The organism is Acrocarpospora phusangensis (genome assembly GCF_016862995.1).
GTDB lineage: Bacteria > Actinomycetota > Actinomycetes > Streptosporangiales > Streptosporangiaceae > Acrocarpospora > Acrocarpospora phusangensis.
In genome coordinates, this window is the sequence record NZ_BOOA01000061.1 from 32,294 (window position 1) to 48,699 (window position 16,406).

Annotated in this window: 18 protein-coding genes and 1 pseudogene; 8 read left to right on the plus strand and 11 right to left on the minus strand. The window is 71.1% G+C overall.

Features of this window, described 5'->3' with window-relative positions:
• The first annotated feature begins 93 nt into the window (after positions 1–93).
• Positions 94–2,220, plus strand: a complete 2,127-nt coding sequence (gene ligA / locus Aph01nite_RS29765) for an NAD-dependent DNA ligase LigA (protein ID WP_204044344.1) — start codon at positions 94–96, stop codon at positions 2,218–2,220.
• A 52-nt stretch (positions 2,221–2,272) separates the two neighbouring features.
• On the opposite strand, the gene Aph01nite_RS29770 is transcribed toward ligA, so the two are convergent.
• The 6 genes from Aph01nite_RS29770 to Aph01nite_RS29795 form a co-directional block, all read right to left on the minus strand.
• Positions 2,273–3,013: a VOC family protein gene (locus tag Aph01nite_RS29770; protein WP_204044345.1), complete on the minus strand. Its 741-nt coding sequence runs from the start codon at positions 3,011–3,013 to the stop codon at positions 2,273–2,275.
• Positions 3,014–3,115: 102 nt separating this feature from the next.
• Positions 3,116–4,282, minus strand: a complete 1,167-nt coding sequence (locus Aph01nite_RS29775) for a low temperature requirement protein A (RefSeq protein WP_239162086.1) — start codon at positions 4,280–4,282, stop codon at positions 3,116–3,118.
• A 242-nt stretch (positions 4,283–4,524) separates the two neighbouring features.
• Positions 4,525–4,692 (minus strand): hypothetical protein, encoded by a 168-nt coding sequence (locus Aph01nite_RS29780; RefSeq protein ID WP_204044347.1) that lies wholly within the window; start codon positions 4,690–4,692, stop codon positions 4,525–4,527.
• On the minus strand, positions 4,689–5,279 hold the full coding sequence (locus Aph01nite_RS29785; RefSeq protein WP_204044348.1) for a hypothetical protein: 591 nt from the start codon (positions 5,277–5,279) through the stop codon (positions 4,689–4,691). Before Aph01nite_RS29785 ends, Aph01nite_RS29780 begins: the two co-directional genes overlap by 4 nt.
• A gap of 231 nt (positions 5,280–5,510) precedes the next feature.
• Complete coding sequence (locus Aph01nite_RS29790; RefSeq protein WP_204044349.1) at positions 5,511–6,560, minus strand: NAD-dependent epimerase/dehydratase family protein; 1,050 nt, start codon at positions 6,558–6,560, stop codon at positions 5,511–5,513.
• A gap of 57 nt (positions 6,561–6,617) precedes the next feature.
• Complete coding sequence (locus Aph01nite_RS29795) at positions 6,618–6,860, minus strand: hypothetical protein (RefSeq protein ID WP_204044350.1); 243 nt, start codon at positions 6,858–6,860, stop codon at positions 6,618–6,620.
• A gap of 585 nt (positions 6,861–7,445) precedes the next feature.
• Between Aph01nite_RS29795 and Aph01nite_RS29800 the strand changes: the two genes are divergently transcribed.
• Entirely contained in the window at positions 7,446–8,684 is a 1,239-nt protein-coding gene (locus tag Aph01nite_RS29800) for an NAD(P)/FAD-dependent oxidoreductase (RefSeq protein WP_204044351.1), read from the plus strand.
• On the opposite strand, the gene Aph01nite_RS29805 is transcribed toward Aph01nite_RS29800, so the two are convergent.
• Positions 8,674–9,171, minus strand: coding sequence for a winged helix-turn-helix transcriptional regulator (locus tag Aph01nite_RS29805; RefSeq protein ID WP_204044352.1), 498 nt, complete (start codon positions 9,169–9,171; stop codon positions 8,674–8,676). The two genes, Aph01nite_RS29800 and Aph01nite_RS29805, sit on opposite strands and share 11 nt — an antisense overlap.
• Positions 9,172–9,280: 109 nt before the next feature.
• Between Aph01nite_RS29805 and Aph01nite_RS29810 the strand changes: the two genes are divergently transcribed.
• The 3 genes from Aph01nite_RS29810 to Aph01nite_RS29820 are packed head-to-tail and all read left to right on the plus strand — an operon-like array spanning position 9,281 to position 10,986.
• Complete coding sequence (locus tag Aph01nite_RS29810; RefSeq protein ID WP_204044353.1) at positions 9,281–10,066, plus strand: SDR family oxidoreductase; 786 nt, start codon at positions 9,281–9,283, stop codon at positions 10,064–10,066.
• An 11-nt stretch (positions 10,067–10,077) separates the two neighbouring features.
• The gene (locus Aph01nite_RS29815; RefSeq protein ID WP_239162084.1) at positions 10,078–10,428 is read left to right on the plus strand and encodes a nuclear transport factor 2-like protein; all 351 of its coding nucleotides are present in this window, start codon (positions 10,078–10,080) and stop codon (positions 10,426–10,428) included.
• 42 nt (positions 10,429–10,470) lie between these two features.
• Positions 10,471–10,986 (plus strand): GNAT family N-acetyltransferase, encoded by a 516-nt coding sequence (locus tag Aph01nite_RS29820; protein ID WP_204044354.1) that lies wholly within the window; start codon positions 10,471–10,473, stop codon positions 10,984–10,986.
• A 6-nt stretch (positions 10,987–10,992) separates the two neighbouring features.
• Here the strand turns inward: Aph01nite_RS29820 and Aph01nite_RS29825 are convergent, their stop codons facing one another.
• Both Aph01nite_RS29825 and Aph01nite_RS29830 read right to left on the minus strand, forming a co-directional pair.
• Positions 10,993–11,607, minus strand: a complete 615-nt coding sequence (locus tag Aph01nite_RS29825; protein WP_204044355.1) for an FMN reductase — start codon at positions 11,605–11,607, stop codon at positions 10,993–10,995.
• Positions 11,608–11,642: 35 nt separating this feature from the next.
• Positions 11,643–12,728 carry an LLM class flavin-dependent oxidoreductase gene (locus Aph01nite_RS29830; protein ID WP_204044356.1) on the minus strand — a complete coding sequence of 362 codons (1,086 nt, stop codon included), beginning with the start codon at positions 12,726–12,728 and terminating at the stop codon, positions 11,643–11,645.
• Positions 12,729–12,878: 150 nt separating this feature from the next.
• Between Aph01nite_RS29830 and Aph01nite_RS29835 the strand changes: the two genes are divergently transcribed.
• Genes Aph01nite_RS29835 through Aph01nite_RS29845 form a run of 3 tightly spaced genes read left to right on the plus strand, consistent with a single transcriptional unit; the run spans position 12,879 to position 15,203 of the window.
• Entirely contained in the window at positions 12,879–13,421 is a 543-nt protein-coding gene (locus Aph01nite_RS29835) for an NUDIX domain-containing protein (protein WP_204044357.1), read from the plus strand.
• A 56-nt stretch (positions 13,422–13,477) separates the two neighbouring features.
• The gene (locus tag Aph01nite_RS29840) at positions 13,478–14,152 is read left to right on the plus strand and encodes an HAD family hydrolase (protein WP_239162085.1); all 675 of its coding nucleotides are present in this window, start codon (positions 13,478–13,480) and stop codon (positions 14,150–14,152) included.
• 34 nt (positions 14,153–14,186) lie between these two features.
• The gene (locus Aph01nite_RS29845; RefSeq protein ID WP_204044359.1) at positions 14,187–15,203 is read left to right on the plus strand and encodes a hypothetical protein; all 1,017 of its coding nucleotides are present in this window, start codon (positions 14,187–14,189) and stop codon (positions 15,201–15,203) included.
• Here Aph01nite_RS29845 and Aph01nite_RS29850 read toward each other — a convergent pair.
• Positions 15,195–15,842, minus strand: coding sequence for an RES family NAD+ phosphorylase (locus Aph01nite_RS29850; RefSeq protein ID WP_204044360.1), 648 nt, complete (start codon positions 15,840–15,842; stop codon positions 15,195–15,197). The genes Aph01nite_RS29845 and Aph01nite_RS29850 overlap by 9 nt on opposite strands.
• A 1-nt stretch (position 15,843) precedes the next feature.
• Positions 15,844–16,406, minus strand: a pseudogene (locus Aph01nite_RS29855) (hypothetical protein); the annotation flags it as partial.

Consider the following 16,406-nt stretch of genomic DNA (forward strand, 5'->3'; position numbering starts at 1 on the left):
GCTTCCGGAGGAGGTTTCCTTCCGAGACGTCGTGGCCGGTCCGGGTAGGGGCGGGAGGCTGATTCTGTCGGTGGCGGGGTGCACGATGGGGGCATGACTGAAGCCCAGCCCGGTGGGGTCGCCGAGCCTTTGCCGCATGCCACGCCGATCGCCGACCAGGCCGCCTACGCGGCGGCGGTGAAGTCCGCGGTGGCCGCCGCCGCGGCCTACTACGCCGACGGTGACTCGGTTCTCGACGACGATACTTATGACCGGTTGGTCCGGGGGATCGAGGCGTACGAGGCCGCCCACCCCGAGCACCTTCTGCCGGAGTCGCCCACCGGCAAGGTGGCCGGGGGAGCGGTCGTCGGCGACGTGCCCCACACGGTCCCGATGCTCAGCCTGGACAACGTGTTCTCGGCCGACGACCTGGCCACCTGGGCGGCGGGCCTGGAGCGCCGGCTGGGGCGGCCGGTCGAACGGTGGAGCGTGGAGCCCAAGCTGGACGGTCTGGCGGTGTCGGCCCGCTACCGGCACGGCCGCCTGGTCCAACTGGTCACCCGTGGCGACGGCGTGGCAGGTGAGGACGTGTCGCACGCCATCGGCACCGTGCTCGGCCTGCCCGCCACGCTGGCCGAACGGGTCAGTGTGGAGATCCGGGGCGAGGTCCTGATGACCACCGCGCAGTTCGAGGCGGCCAACGAGGCGAGGGTCGCCCACGACGGTGTGCCCTTCGCCAACGCCCGCAGCGCCGCCGCCGGCACCCTGCGCGCCAGAGAACGCACCTACAAATGCGAAACCACCTTCTTCGGGTACGGCGCGCTTCCCTTCGAGGGCGAGTCCACCGCCGTGCGCGAGGCCGCCCACAGCGACCTCATGAAGCTCATCGCCGGATACGGCGTGCGCACCACCGAGGAGACACCGGTGGCCGGGACCGTGGCCGCCACGCTGCCGGAGATCCAGGCCAGGATCGAGCAGATCGCCGCGCTCCGGCCGGAGCTGGAGTTCGGCATCGACGGCATCGTCATCAAGACCGACCTGGCCGTCGACCAGGACCAGGCCGGCTTCAGCTCACGCGCCCCCCGATGGGCGATCGCGTACAAGCTGCCCGCCACCGAGAAGATCACCAAGCTGCTCGACGTGACGTGGAACGTGGGCCGGACCGGAGTCATCGCGCCCCGCGCGGTACTGGAACCCGTGCGCCTGGACGGCAGCCTGGTCACCTACGCCACCCTGCACAACCCGGCCGACATCACCCGCCGCGGCCTCATGCTCGGCGACTCGGTCACCATCTACAAGGCCGGAGACGTGATCCCGCGCATCGAAGCGCCGGTCGTTCACCTGCGCACCGGCGCGGAGCAGCCGATCGTGTTCCCGTCCGCCTGCCCACGCTGCGGCGGCGAGATCGACGCCTCCCAGGAACGCTGGCGCTGCGTACGCGGCCGCGACTGCCACACCGTCGCGTCCATCAAGTACGCGGTGGGCCGGGACCAGCTCGACATCGAAGGACTCGGCGAGACCAGGATCGTGCAGATGGTCACCGCCGGCCTGATCGGCGACTTCGCCGACCTGTTCACCCTCACCAGGGAACAGATCCTCGGCCTCGACCGCATGGCCGAGATCAGCACCGACAACCTGCTCGCCGCCATCGAGCGAGCCAAGGGCAAACCCCTCAGCAAGGTGTTCTGCGCCCTCGGTGTGCGCGGCACCGGCCGTTCCATGTCCCGGCGCATCGCCCGCCACTTCGCCACCATGGACGCGATCAGGGCCGCCGACGTGGACGGCGTCCAGGCCGTCGAGGGCATCGGCCCCGAAAAGGCCACCCTCCTGGTAGCCGAACTAGCCGAACTCGCCCCCCTCATCGACAAACTCGTCTCCGCCGGCGTCTCCATGACCGAACCCGGCGCCATCCCCCCTTCCGCCGCCACCGCTTCCGAATCCACCCCTGACGCAGCCTCCGACGCCGCCTCCGGAGCCGAGAGCGCGCCCGCCCTGCCGCTGGCGGGCATGTCGGTGGTGGTGACCGGCGCCATGGCCGGCCCGCTAGCCGCACTGTCCCGCAACGAGATGAACGAACTCGTCGAACGCGCCGGCGGCAAGTCCTCCGGCAGCGTCTCCGCCAAGACCTCACTCGTGGTGGCAGGCGAGAAGGCCGGCAGCAAGAAGGACAAGGCCGAAAAACTCGGCGTACGCATCGTCACCCCAGAGGAGTTCGCCGACCTCGTCACCGGCCACTTCTAACGATCACTTTCGATCAGCGCACAAGGCTCACGTGCCGGGGTGTCGTTAAGGGTCAGTGCGAGGCGAGGACGCAGAACTCGTGGCCCTCCGGGTCGGCCAGGCACGTCCACGGGACGTCGCCCTGGCCGAGGTCGAGGTCGGTGGCGCCCAGGGCCCGCAGCCGGGCCACCTCCGCCGCCTTGTCGTCACCCGGGTACGGGAGCAGGTCAAGATGGACGCGGTCTGGCACGGTCTTCACGTCGGGCGTGCGAAGGAACTCCAGATACGGGCCGACACCCTTGACCGAGCGCAACACCGCATGAGCGTCAGTCACCTCGTGCAGGGCCCAGTCCATCGCCTCACCCCAGAACCGGGCCATGGCCCGCGGATCCGCACAGTCGACCACCACCCGGGCGATCGGCCCGGTGTCCCGGTAGATCTCCCGGGGCTCCAGCACGCAGAACTCGTTGCCCTCCGGGTCGGCGAGGACCGTCCACGGCACCTCACCCTGGCCCACGTGGGCGGGCGTCGCACCGAGAGCCTTCACGTGCGCGACCACCTCCGCCTGATGGGCCGCGGAGGTGGTGGCAAGATCGAGATGCACCCGGTTCTTCGTCGCTGTCTTGGGTCCAGGGACGGGAACCACGTCGACGCAGACGGCGACCGGGTCGGGCCAAACGAGGCCGCCGCCGGGTCCGACGTAGGTGGTCACGCCAGGGCTGTAAGCACTCCAGCCAAGAGCCTCCGCCCAGAACCGCCCGACCGCCGAGGCATCAAGAGCCTTTATGTTCACCTGAACAGGTCGCAGTGCCATGCCGGCGATCCTACGGACCCGCTGTGCAACGACGTCCGCGGGTACTGTCGCCCACCTGGCTGACCAACACAATGGTCAACTCGCCAACCAGTGCGCTCAGCCCTATGCGGGATCGCTCAGATCGGTATCAGTGAGTGGGTGGGCGGGGTCCGTCTGGACGGTCACGGTGAGGGCGACGAGCAGGAGCGCGGTCAGGGGGAGTGGCAGTGGGGTCAGGGGTGTGAGCAGGACGAGGGCGGCTGTGACCGGGAAGGCGAGGTCGATGCGGCGGTCCGCCCGATGGGGGCGGAGGTGGACGAGCCACACGCTGAGCAGGAAGACCGCCACCGGCGCGGCCGTGGACATGCCGGCCCCGAAACCGCCGACGTGCGCGGTGTGCGTGGCGTAGTCGATCGCGACCGCCAGCCCCGCCCCGGCTGCGGCGGCCGAGGAAAAGATCAGGTAGTGGCCGTAGCCCCACGGGAACGAGGTCCGGTTGGACGTCAGCAGCCGATGGGCGGGCCGGGAGAAGTACAGCCACCACATCCCGAACACGATCACCACACCACTGAGCGCCACCGGCACCAGCGCCGCCGTGGCCAGCCCCCGGTCCAGCCCCGCCTGAATGGCCAGCGTGGCCGCCAGCACCGACTCACCCAGCACGATCAGCGTGAACAGCCCGTACCGCTCGGCGATATGACGCGGATGCCACGTCGTCTGCTGGTACCGCTCCGCCCACAACGGCACCACCAGTTCGGCAGCCGCCAGCAGCGCGAACAGCCCAAGCATCGGCGCGTCCCCGAGATCCGTCAGCCGCTCGACAGCAAGACGCGCCAGCCAGCCGCCCTGCACGGCGGCGATCCCGATCGCGTACCGGACCGCACACGACCGCCCCTCCGGATCCTCCCTGGCCGCCCGCAGCCACAACGCCACCATCGCCAGCCGCATCACCGCATACCCCAGGGTGATCAGCCCGAAGTTCTTCTCCTCGAACGCCCGGGGCACCCCCGCCGCGAGAATCAGAACCCCCACGATCTGCACCAGCACCAGCAACCGATACGACACATCGTCGGTGTCATACGCGGAGGCGAACCAGGTGAAGTTCATCCAGGCCCACCAGATCGCGAAGAACACCATCGCGTACCCGACGACGCCCGAACCCGCGTGCCCCTCCGCCAGCGCATGGTGCAGACTCGCCGCCGCCTGCGCCACCCCCACCACGAAACACAGATCGAACAACAACTCCAGCGGAGTCGCGGCCCGATGCCCCTCCCGGCTCCGCCGCACCATCACCCGCCGTAAGCCAGCCCCACCCATAACCGCCCCAAACTCCAGAAAAGAGACGCGCAAGAGTATCCCGCACGACGGGCGGGCGAAGGATGACGCGGGAGCGTTGGGCCGGTGACATGCCGCAGGCCATCCGCAGGGCGACCGTCCTACCTTGTTGGCGCGGTTGAGCGAGCCATCCGCAGGGTTGGCTCACCGCAAGGTGCGGGGTATGGCTCGGGCGATCGCGGCCGCTGATGGCTCCCCTACTTGGCCGCCCCGCACCCATCCACGACTCGGCCGCTGATGCGGCCGTCGCTCTGCCGTTCGCGCATCCGTGCCGCGTGCCGGGTGATGATCAGGTCGTGGGATACCGGGTTTCTACCGAGGATGAGGTGGTCGCGCAGGTGGCGCCGCCGGCTGATCGTGGTCACACTGCGCGGGGACCGCGTTCGCGGTAGGTGTCGGGGAAGTCCGGGTCGTCAGGCCAGTTGAAGTCGGGAATGTCGTCGTCGTACCGCCGGGGGTTGGTGGTCTCGGACGGGGTGGGGCCGGTGCCGTTGTCGTGGTCCCAGTCCTCGATGCGTCGCACGCGTGAGGGCATGGGGATGTCGCCTCGGCGGTAGGCGGGAGCGGCCATGACGGTGTTGGCCAGCAGGGCGGCGGTCAGCAGGTAGGTGGCGTAGCCGATGGTGGCGTGCTGCTGGGCGGTGGCGGTGATGACGGTGACCCACAGGCAGAGCAGGGCGGCCGGCGCGGCGAGCAGGATGAGCAGCGGCGAAATGCGGCTGGGAGAGTGGGCGGTGGCCAGGGCCAGCAGGGCGGTCGCGGTGGTGAGGGCGAAGGTCCATCCGGACCAGCCGTGGACGGGGGCCTCGCCGACCGAGAACACGGAGATCTCTTCGCGGTTGGGGAGGTGGATCACGGGAGCGGCCCACAGGTAGACGATGGCGAGCATGGCGAAGGTCCACGGGCCTTCTCGGGTCAGGCGGGTGTAGCTGTAGGTGGTCAGTTCGCCCATGGCGACCCTCCAGTGGATGATCTTGGCGCGTTCCGCGGCTTGACTTGAGTTGATCTCGCCCCCCGGTGCGACGCGTCAGCGCCGCTCTTGACATCCATAAGAACAATTCCGCGACGCATTTGCAGCGAGTCAAGTCATCTGTCAGAAGTGCGGAGGCCGCGATTCGGCTCGATCGCGGTTGTGCCCAGCGCGTGGGAGACGTCACACCCCCGGACAGGGTGTCGGGGTCGGTCAGGGGCGGCGGCCCGGGCCCGATTGGAGTTCGCGGATTCGGGCAGGCCCGCTGGTACGGGCGGACAGGGGCGGCGTGTCGAGGTCGGCGGCCGTGCGCATGCCCTCCAGGAGTTCGAGCAGGGCCTCGACGGCGGTGTACGCGGGAACCCAGCCGAGTTCGTCGTGGGCGCGGGACGTGTCCATGACCGGCAGGCGGAGAGTCAGGTCGACGAGGCCGGGTGAGGCCGGGATGAGGCGGAGGTGCCAGGCGGCGGCGACGGCATTGCGCAGAATGCCACGGGGAACCGGGATCAGCCGGGCGCCGAGGATGTCGGCCAGCAGGTGAGGCTCGATCACGGGACCGGCGGCGATGTTGAAGGCCCCGGAAACGCGTTGGGTGATCGCGAGCCGGTACGCCTCGGCCACGTCGTCGGTGTGTACGGCCTGAAGCCGGAACCCCGGCGTGTCGGGCACGAAGGGGATCATGCCGGGCCGTACCAGGCGGTTGGGCAGGAAAGGGCCGGCGAACAGGCGGCGCTGTTCGGTGGCGGACGTGCGCTTGAAGGTGAAGCCGGGGCGGAGCCGTACGACGCGGATGGTGGGGTGGTCGCGTTCGAAGATGTCGAGGAGGCGTTCCACGTAGGACTTCTCGCAGCCGTACGCGGCGGTGGGCCAGGCGTGGGTCGGCCACTCCTCGGTGACGGGCAGGTCGTCGACGCCGGGTGAGTACGCGCCGACCGAGGAGGCGTACACGAGGGCGGGCACCTCGGCCCTGGCCACGGCCTCGAAGAGGCGCAGGCTGCCGAGCACGTTGTTCCGCCAGGTCGTGGCCCGGTCGCGGGTCGGCTGGAACAGCCAGGCCAGGTGCACGACCGCGTCGGCCCCGGCCAGGTGCGGCACGAGGTCCCCGGTGGTCACGTCCAGCGTCCGCCAGGAGGTTTTGGGCGGATACCAGCCGGGTTGCCGGCGCGCCACCGCGATGATCGAGGAGACGTCCGGGTCGGCGGCGAGCGCGGACACCACGCTCGTGCCGACGTTGCCACTTGCACCTACGACGACGACACGCATAGTGCCCCCGTGCCCCGCCATATGCCGACAAAACGGGATATATCTGGACGAATCCACTTAGAACGGATAAGCGTTACCGTCTGTAGAAGGTTTCATCGTCCAGATGCGTGGCTTCTGGTTCACGGTGACCCGGGTGGCGCAGGGCGCGTATCCGAGACCCCCGGGGTAGGTGATCTCGACGGGCGTACCGGGCGGCAGGGCGGTGAAGGAGGGGAGTCGCCCGGAGAACACCCCGTCCTTGCCGGTCGTGAGCCGCTCCACCAGCTCGGCCTGGGCGCCGTCCCGCGCCGTGAGCAGCACGTACGCGTTCGCGACGGGATCCCCCGAAGGGCGGACTGCCCTGCGCCTGCGGAGCGATCCGTACGACCACGCAGTAGTGGGCGAAGCCGATGGGCATGAAGAAGAAGCCGCCCTGGGCCGGTGGCCGCCAGCCCATGCGGAACTCGCGGGCGCCGCCGGCGGGGATGTTCCCCTGGTTCCAGCCGAGGAAGGTCTCCGGCCCGGACGCGGACACGCTGAAATCCTTGATCCAGAACCCCATCCCGACCCGGGTGGCGTCCACAATGCCCGAATTGCGCACCGCGCCACTGGGCGTCGTCGCCATAGCACCAGTCGTAAAGGGCGTAAAGGCCGACGTGCCGGCTGCGGTTGTCATCGCGCCGCCCATTCGATCTCGCTGGTCACTCCCGTGTAGCGCCCTGGCGGGGGTACAGGTGAGTCAGCCGGGAGCGTGGGCATTGCCAGGTCCGCGACAGAAATGTGGCGCTCAGGTGCTCTGAGGGATTTCCAGCGTGGCCGAGGCACATTAATCGCTCACGGGGGAAGTAATCAGTTCGAACGATTTCGCCCTGTTCGTGACGGACGCTCGTTTCGGAGGGATCGCCTGTGACCGTTCAGAATCCGCATTCCGGCACGCCGCACGCCGTGGTCGTGGGGGCCGGGTTCGCCGGGCTCGCCGCCACGCGGGAGCTGGCGCGGGCCGGCGTCCGGGTGACGCTGGTGGACCGGCATCCGTACACGACGTTCCAGCCGTTGCTCTACCAGGTGGCGACGGCCGGGCTGGGCGCGGGGGACGTGTCGTTCCCGACGCGGGCGTTCGCCGCGCGCTACCGGGAGGTGCGGGCCCGGCGGGCGGGACTGAGCAAGATCCGGCCGGACGAACGGGTCGTGGAGTTAGACGACGGAGGCGTGCTGAGCTACGACTACCTGGTGCTGGCCACCGGGGTCACCACCAACTGGCTCGGCGTGCCCGGGGCCGAGGAGCACGCGTCGCCGATCTACTCCGTGCACGACGCCCAGGCGCTGCGCCGGCGGTTGCAGGCATGCCTGGAGCAGACGGCGGCGGGGGAGCGGGACGCCACCCACGTCGTGGTCGTCGGCGGCGGGTCCACCGGCGTGGAGATGGCGGGCACCCTGGCGGAGCTGCGCCGCCGGACGATCCCGCTGACCCATCCCGAGATCGGCTCGGGCCAGACGAGCGTGACCCTGGTGGAGCGGCTCGACCACGTGCTCGCGCCGTACCGGCCGAGGCTGCGGGACGCGGCGGCCCGCGCGCTCGCCAAGCGGGGGGTGCGGATGCGGCTCGGCTCGACGGTGGCGGCGGTCGAGCAGGAGGCGGTCGTGCTCGCCGACGGCACCCGGCTGCACAGCGACGTGACCGTGTGGGCGATGGGCGTCGCCGCCGCCCCCGAGGTCGCGGACTGGGGGCTGCCGCAGGGCAAGGGCGGCCGGATCACCGTCACCCAGGCGCTCAACGTGCCCGCCCACCCCGAGATCTTCGTGGCCGGGGACCTGGCGGGGCCGCCGGACACGCTGCCGCAGCTCGCCCAGCCCGCCCTCCAGATGGGCAAACACGCCGGCAGGCAGATCGCCGCGGCGGTCAAGGGTCAGCCGGTGCGGGACTTCGCGTACCGGGATCCGGGCATCATGGCGACGGTCGGGCGGGCCGAGGCCGTGCTCCAGCTCCGCAACGGGTGGACGATGCACGGCCTGCTCGCCTGGCTGGCCTGGATCGGCCTGCACGTGGCCTACCTGCTGGGCGGCCGCAACCGTCTCACCGTGCTGATCGACTTCCTCTGGCGGTACGCGGGGCCGCGCCGCACCGCCGCCTCCGTCATCGAATGACCCGCCGCGCCGCGTAACGGTCGCGCATGCCCGGCCCGGCGGCCGGTCCCGCCGCGAACACGTACGCGTCGCTGTCGTCGAGCCTGCGGCCGGTCCTGGCGTCCACGACCACGGGCTCGACCGCCTCGCCGCTCTCCGCCTCGACGAGGATCATGCTGCGCTGCTCGGGGGCCAGCCGGGAGTTGCCCCACGCGGCCAGCGCCACGATGACCGGGCGCAGCGACCGGCCCAGATCGGTCAGCACGTACTCATACCTGACCGGATTGCTCTGGTACGGCCGGCGCTCCATCAACCCGTCCGCCACCAGGGTCTTCAGCCGCGTGGTGAGCATGCTGGACGAGATGCCCATGCTCTCCTGGAACTGGTCGAAGCGGGTGTAGCCATCGAAGGCGTCATGAAGGATCAGCAACGTCCACCATTCGCCCACGTGCTGAACCGTCGTGGACAGCGGGCACTCCCGATCCTCCAGCCTGATCCGGCCACCCATGGATTCCACCTCTCCGAGTTGCTGCTAAAGTCGAAGTCAGTAACTTCTATTCTAGCACTCACCTGGCTCGGGGACCTCGCGTGCCCGCACCCGGGGAACGGAAGATCGTGTGACCATCACCAGCGAATCCCTGGACGGCCGGCGCGCGCTGGTCACCGGCGGGACGAAGGGCACCGGCGCGGCCATCGCCCGCCGCCTCCGCCAGTCTGGCGCGACCGTGCTCGTGGCCGCCCGCGGCCACCCTGAAACCGGCACCGACGACAAGACGTTCATCGCCGCGGATCTGTCCACCGCGGAAGGCGCCGCCCGCGTGGCCGCCGAAGTGGCGGACCGCGTGGGCGGGGTCGACATCCTGGTCGACAATCTCGGCGGCTCCGGGTCGCCCGCCGGCGGGTTCGCGGCGCTCACCGACGAGGACTGGGCCAGGGAGCTGAGCACCAACCTCCTGGCCGCCGTCCGCCTGGACCGGGCGCTGCTGCCCGGCATGATCGAGGCGGGCGGCGGGGCGATCGTGCACGTCGCCTCGATCCAGCGGCGCATGCCGCTGTGGAACGGCACCCTGGCGTACGCGGCCGCCAAGGCGGCGCTGACGACCTACAGCAAGGGCCTGGCCAACGAGGTCGCCCCGCGCGGGGTCCGGGTCAACACCGTCTCGCCCGGCTTCGTGCGGACCGCCGCCGCCGACCGCCTGGTCGCCAGGATCGCCGAAGAGGCGGGCGGCACCCACGAGGCGGCCCTGGACAAGCTCATGGACTCCCTGGGCGGCATTCCCCTGGGCCGTCCCAACCGGCCCGAGGAAGTCGCCGAGCTGGTCGCCTTCCTCGTCTCCGACCGGGCTTCCGCCATCACCGGCGCCGACCACGTCATCGACGGGGGCACCACCCCCACCGTCTGAGAGGACCCCACATGCACAACCGGACCATCGCCACGGACGAGCTGCCCGAGGTCGTCACCCGGTACCTGGCGGCGCACCGCGTCCGCGACGCCGCCACCGCGATCACGGCGTTCACCGAGGACGCGGAGGTGACCGACGACGGCAAGACCTACCAGGGCGTCGCGGAGATCGAACGGTGGCTGAACCGGGCGGCGAGTGAGTACACCTACACCGTGGAGCTCATCGGCGCGGAGCGGCTCGGGGCGGCGGACTACGTCGCGACGCAGCACCTCGAGGGGAACTTCCCCGGCGGCACCGTCGATCTGCGCTACCGGTTCGCGCTGCGCGGCGCGTCGATCGAACGCCTGGTCATCGCGCCATAAATCGCGTTGCGGCACGACACGGCGGCGGCCCAGACTGTGGCCGTGATCGTGCGACGTGAGACACCCGCCGACGTGGCGGACATCCGGGCCGTGGTGGCCGCGGCCTTCGCCACGCCGGAGACGCCCGAGCCGATCGAGGCTCCGCTGGTGGACCGGCTCAGGGCCGACGCGGGCTGGCTGCCCGCCCTGTCGATGGTGGCCGTCGCGGACGGCGGTGAGGTCGTCGGGCACGTCGTCTGCACGCGCGGACACGTCGGGGACACGCCCGCGCTCGGGCTCGGGCCGCTCAGCGTGCGGCCCGACCGGCAGCGGCAGGGCGTCGGGCTCGCGCTGATGCACGCCGTCCTGGGGGCCGCCGACGCGCTCGGCGAACCCCTGGTGGCACTGCTCGGCAACCCCGCCTACTACGGCCGGTACGGCTTCCGCGCCGCCACCGACCACGGCGTCGAGCCGCCCGATCCGGCCTGGGGCGCGTACTTCCAGGTGCGGACGCTCAGCGCGTACCGGCCGTCGATGAAGGGCGGGTTCCGCTACGCCGAGCCCTTCGACGGCCTCTGATCCGCGTCACGCCGGGCGCAGCGCGGCCAGCTGTTCGGCGAAGGGCACGACCGTGTCCCGGGAGGGCGCGGCGGGGGCCGGGCGGTGGCGCAGCAGGGCGGCCAGCTCGCCCGCGGCCCTGCCGACGCGCGCGGACAGCGCCGAGTCGCCGGTGGAGGCCCAGTCCTCGGACGCGGCGTAGACGGCGGTCGGGACGACCGTCGCGCGCAGGTAGGCGAACATCGGGCGGAGCGCGTGCTCCAGGGCCAGCGAGTGCCGTGCCGTGCCGCCGGTCGCCGCGATCAGCACGGGCTTGCCCTCCAGGGCGGTGTTGCCGAGCACGTCGAAGAACGACTTGAACAGCCCGCTGTACGACGCCGTGAAGATCGGGCTCACCGCGATCAGGGCGTCGGCCCCCGCCACCGCGTCCAGGGCCTCGGCCAGGGCGGGGGAGGGGAAGCCGGTCACCATGTTCTTGGCGATGTCCACGGCCAGGTCGCGGAGCTCGATCACGCGGACCTCGGCCGGGCGCTCGGCGGCCAGGTCCTGCCGGGCCGCCTCGGCCAGGCGGTCACCCAGCAGCCGGGTGGAGGAGGGCTTGCTCAGACCGGCGGTCACGACCACCAGCTGGTAGGGGAGCATCGATGTCCTTCCTGCTCGCGGGACGCGTACGGGGATCAGACGGCGACCGCGGCGGCGCGGGCGACCTGGGACGCGTGGGTCGGCCCGCCGGGCACGTCGGCGGGGCGGTTCACGGCGAACTCGCGGCGCAGCACGGGGATGACCTCCTCGCCGAGGATGTCCAGCTGCTCCAGGACCGTCTTCAGCGGCAGGCCCGCGTGGTCCATCAGGAACAGCTGCCGCTGGTAGTCGCCGAAGTGCTCGCGGAAGGCGAGCGTCCTGTCGATGACCTCCTGCGGGCTGCCCACGGTGAGCGGCGTCTGCTCGGTGAACTCCTCCAGCGAGGGGCCGTTGCCGTACACGGGGGCCTTGTCGAAGTAGGGGCGGAACTCGCGGACCGCGTCCTGGGAGTTCTTGCGCATGAACACCTGGCCGCCGAGTCCCACGTACGCCTGCTCGGGCGTGCCGTGGCCGTAGTGGGCGTACCGCTCGCGGTACAGGCTGATCAGGCGGATGAAGTGCTCCTTCGGCCAGAAGATGTTGTTGGCGAAGAAGCCGTCGCCGTAGTACGCGGCCTGCTCGGCGATCTCCGGGCTGCGGATGGAGCCGTGCCAGACGAAGGGGGGCACGCCGTCCAGCGGGCGCGGAGTGGAGGTGAAACCTTGCAGGGGCGTACGGAAACGGCCTTCCCAGTCGACCACGTCGGTGCGCCACAGTTCGTGCAGGAGGGCGTAGTTCTCGACGGCCAGCGGGATGCCCATCCGGATGTCCTGGCCGAACCACGGGTACACGGGCCCGGTGTTGCCGCGGCCCAGCATCAGGTCCACCCGGCCGTCGGCCAGGTGCTGGAGCATCGCGTAGTCCTCGGCGATCTTGACCGGGTCGTTGGTCGTGATCAGGGTCGTCGCGGTGGACAGGATCAGCCTCTCGGTCCTGGCCGCGATGAAGCCCAGCATGGTCGTCGGCGAGGACGGCACGAACGGCGGGTTGTGGTGCTCGCCGGTCGCGAAGACGTCCAGCCCGACCTCCTCGGCCTTCAGCGCGATCGCCACCATCGCCTTGATCCGCTCGTGCTCGCTCGGCACGCTCCCGTCGGTCGGGTCCGGCGTCACGTCGCCCACCGAGAAGACTCCGAACTGCATCCTGCCCACCATCCTGACGACTAGTGATCCAAAAGACGTTTCAACGAGAGATTCAAGAACGATCCGGCTCGTGACACCAGCCCGGACAGCAAAGGGACACGGCAACTTATTCCGCGCCGCAACAATCACCACTGAGTAGGATCGGACCTCATGACCGAAGCGGTGATCCGGACGATCTCCTCACGAGTGGTGTACGCCAACGCCTGGATGACCGTGCGAGAGGACGAGATCGAACGGCCGGACGGTTCGCCCGGCCTCTACGGCTACGTGGACAAGCCGGACTTCGTCCTGGTCATCCCGAGGGAACGGGACGGGTTCCACCTCGTGCAAGAGTACCGGTACCCGATCGGGCGCCGGTCGTGGAGCTTCCCGCAGGGGGCGGCCCCCGCGCGGGACCGCGCCGACGAGGCGCGCACCGAACTGGCCGAGGAGACCGGTCTCACCGCGGCGCGGCTGGAGTCGCTGGGCCGGCTGGACAACGCGCACGGGACCATCACCCAGGGCTTCCACGTCTACCTCGCCACCGGCCTGACCCCCGGTCCGGCCAGGCGGGAGGCGTCCGAGCAGGACATGACCCAGACCTGGGTGCCCCGGGCGGAGCTGGAGCGCATGATCCACGACGGGAGCTTCCGCGATTCCTGCTCGATCGCGGCATACGCGTTGCTGCTTCTCCATGAGCGAACCGGCAAGTAGTGCTTAATTAGAGGTATCCAACGTTATTGGGGGCGGATGTGCGGCGGGACGGACAGGTGCTCATCTTCGATGCGGATGACACCCTGTGGGAGAACAACATCCTGTTCGAGCGGGTCATCGACGACTTCTTCGACTGGCTGGCCCATCCCACCCTGGCCAAGCCCGAGATCAGGGCGATCCTGGACGACATCGAACGGGCCAACGCGGTCGCCCACGGCTACGGCAGCAAGGTCTTCCTGCGCAGCCTCGCCGAGTGCCTGGAGCATCTGAACGAGCGCCCCGCCACGGCCGAGGAGAAGCGGCGGATCGAGGAGCTGGCCGTCCGGCTGATCAGGGGCGAGATCGAGCTGATCCCGGGCGTCGCGGACACCCTGGCCGACCTCGGCGCCCGCCACCGCCTGCTCCTGCTCACCAAGGGCGACCCCGCCGAACAGCAACGCAAACTAGACGCCTCACAACTCGCCCGATTTTTCGGAAATATCCATATTGTTCCGGAGAAGGGGGTGGAGGTGTACGAATGGCTCGCCCGGGAACACTCCCTGGCGCTGCCGTCCACCTGGATGATCGGCAACTCCCCGAAATCCGACATCGGCCCGGCCAGGCAGGCCGGGATGAACGCGGTCTTCATCCCGCACGAGCACACCTGGGTCCTGGAACACGCCGAACTGGACCCGCACGATCAGGGCGTGCTCCGGCTGACCCGATTCCCCGAACTTCTCGACCACTTCTAAATCCCATGATTCGGCCTCGGCGAGGGGGTCCCGAATGTCAGGAAATCCCAGGTACGTGGATGTGGCGCTGGCCGGGGAACGTGCCATTGCGTTCGACGGCGAGCGCCGCCGCAGGATCGAGGAGCGCCGCCGCCAGGAGGAGGACCGCCGCCGCGCCAGGGCCGCCGCGCACGCCTCCCGGCTGGCGCGGGAGCGGGAGCGGCTGTCCGCCCGGCTGGTCGCGCTGGCCCGCCGTACGGAGGCGCTGGCCGGCATCCGGGTGAGCGGCACGGCCGAGGACGAGCGGCAGGGGGTGCTGCGCACGCTGGCCGTGCTCGGCACCCGGCTGGCCCGGGTCTCCAACCAGGCCGACGCGGACGCCGTGCACATCGACCTGGTCGCCGCCGCCCGCCGCCTGGAGGCCGTCCGGGCCGGGCTGGCCGCGGCGCTGGCCGAGGACGAGCGCCTGGCGGCCCTGTCCCTGGTGGAGACCCGCCTGGCGGAGTGGGACGACCGGGAGGCCCTGGACGCCGACGGCGCCCAGGCGGTGGCCGACCAGCTGGCCGCCGTACGCGCCGGAGTGGCCGACACCCGCACGTTCCGGTTCGGGTACGCCCGCCTGAACGAGCTGGTCGGCGACCACCTCACCCTGGTGGCCCGGCGGACCGCCCTGCTGGCCGAGGCCAGGGACAGCGCCCAGGAGGCCGGCGAGGCGCTGACGGCGATCCTCACCGAGGCCGACGCCCTGGCCGTCGAACTGCCCGGCCGGGAGGCCGCCCAGGAGGTGCGCGACCTGCTCGCCGCCCACCTGGCCGCGGGCCGCTTCCAGGAGGCCGCCCACGGCGCCGTACGGCTGGCCGGTTCGGCGCCCTCCCTGGAGAAGGCCCTGGAGGAGCACCTGGACCACCGCGAGCTCACCCGCCACGTCACCGAGGCCGCCGCCCAGGCCGGCCTGGTGATCGTCGAGGTCAGCCCGGCCGCCCGCGCCTGCCGCCTCGCCTACCGGGGGGAGCTCACCGCCGACGTGCTGGCCCGATTACGCGCGGACGGCGTCGAGCCGGGATCACCGTAGGAGCACCCGCGCCCGGTACGGCCGCAGCACCACGTCCAGCCAGGCCAGCCCGGCCGTGTCGTCCAGCTCGACGTGGAGCGGGGTGGGCGCCAGCGGCGGGTCGGGGCAGCGGTCCCGGAACAGGATGACGCTGCGTTTGGGCAGGTCCCTGCGGGAGATCCAGTCGAGTCCCGCCGCGCCCGTGTCGTGGCCGCGCATCCAGTGCGCCCACCGCCGGGTGAGCGGGTACTCGGGCGGCTCCGCCTGGATCAGCCACTCGTCCTGGGCCACCGCGGCCAGCGCGGGCGTGCTCGCCAGCGAGATGAGCGGCAGCTCCCGGGTGGTCTCGACCAGGGACAGCCGCCGCCCCTCCAGCTGGGCGAAGGAGATCTCGCGGGGGCCCTCGTCGTCGAACGCGACCGAGCGGAGCAGGCATTCGGCCAGCGCGGTGCTCTGCTCGTACGCGAGGTAGCAGTGGTCGTACCGGTCGGCGGCGGCGCCGTCGAAGCGGCCGCCGGACCGGCCGGGGTCGTCGCGGCCCGGGGTGAACGAGTCGCACGGGTACTCCCGCCGGTGTACCCGCCAGAGCTGCGTCCCGGCGGGGAGCAGCAGGCGGTGGGCGGGGGCGGCGTGCTTGTCCGGGGGTTCCTGCGCCGGCACCTCAGTACTCCTCTCGAAGGGCCTGCGCGGCCTCGATCACGTCGCCGGGCCGGCCGGCGAGCAGGCGCGCGGGGACGTCGCCGAGCAGCGCGTTGCCCCGCAGCCACCAGTGGGCGGCCCCCCACGGGTCGCGGCCGGCGGACAGGATCAGGTTGACGGCGCGTACGGCGGGCAGCTCCGCGCCGTCCGGGCCGAACTGGAACGACGGGAAGGTGACGCCGCCGGGGCCGGGCAGCCGCAGCAGGCCGGGCGCGTCGGGGTCGCCGCCCCTCGCTCGCAGTTGCCCGGGAGTGAGCGAGGGGGTGGCGCGCAGCCGGTCCCGCACCCGGCGCACGTCCTCGTCCAGTTCGCCGTCGGGTGCCCCGCCGCCGGGCCGCCCAGGTCCGGGCCCGCCGAGCTCGACGGGTTCGCCAGGCTGGCCGGGTCCGCCGGGTTCGGTGCCGAAGTTCGCCAGGTCGGGCAGCATCGCCCTGAGCACGTCCAGGGTGGCGGCGATCTCCGTGTCGGCGGCCGGGCCGCGGAGCCCGGTGGACAGGTGCTCGTCGATGACGCGCCGGATCTCGT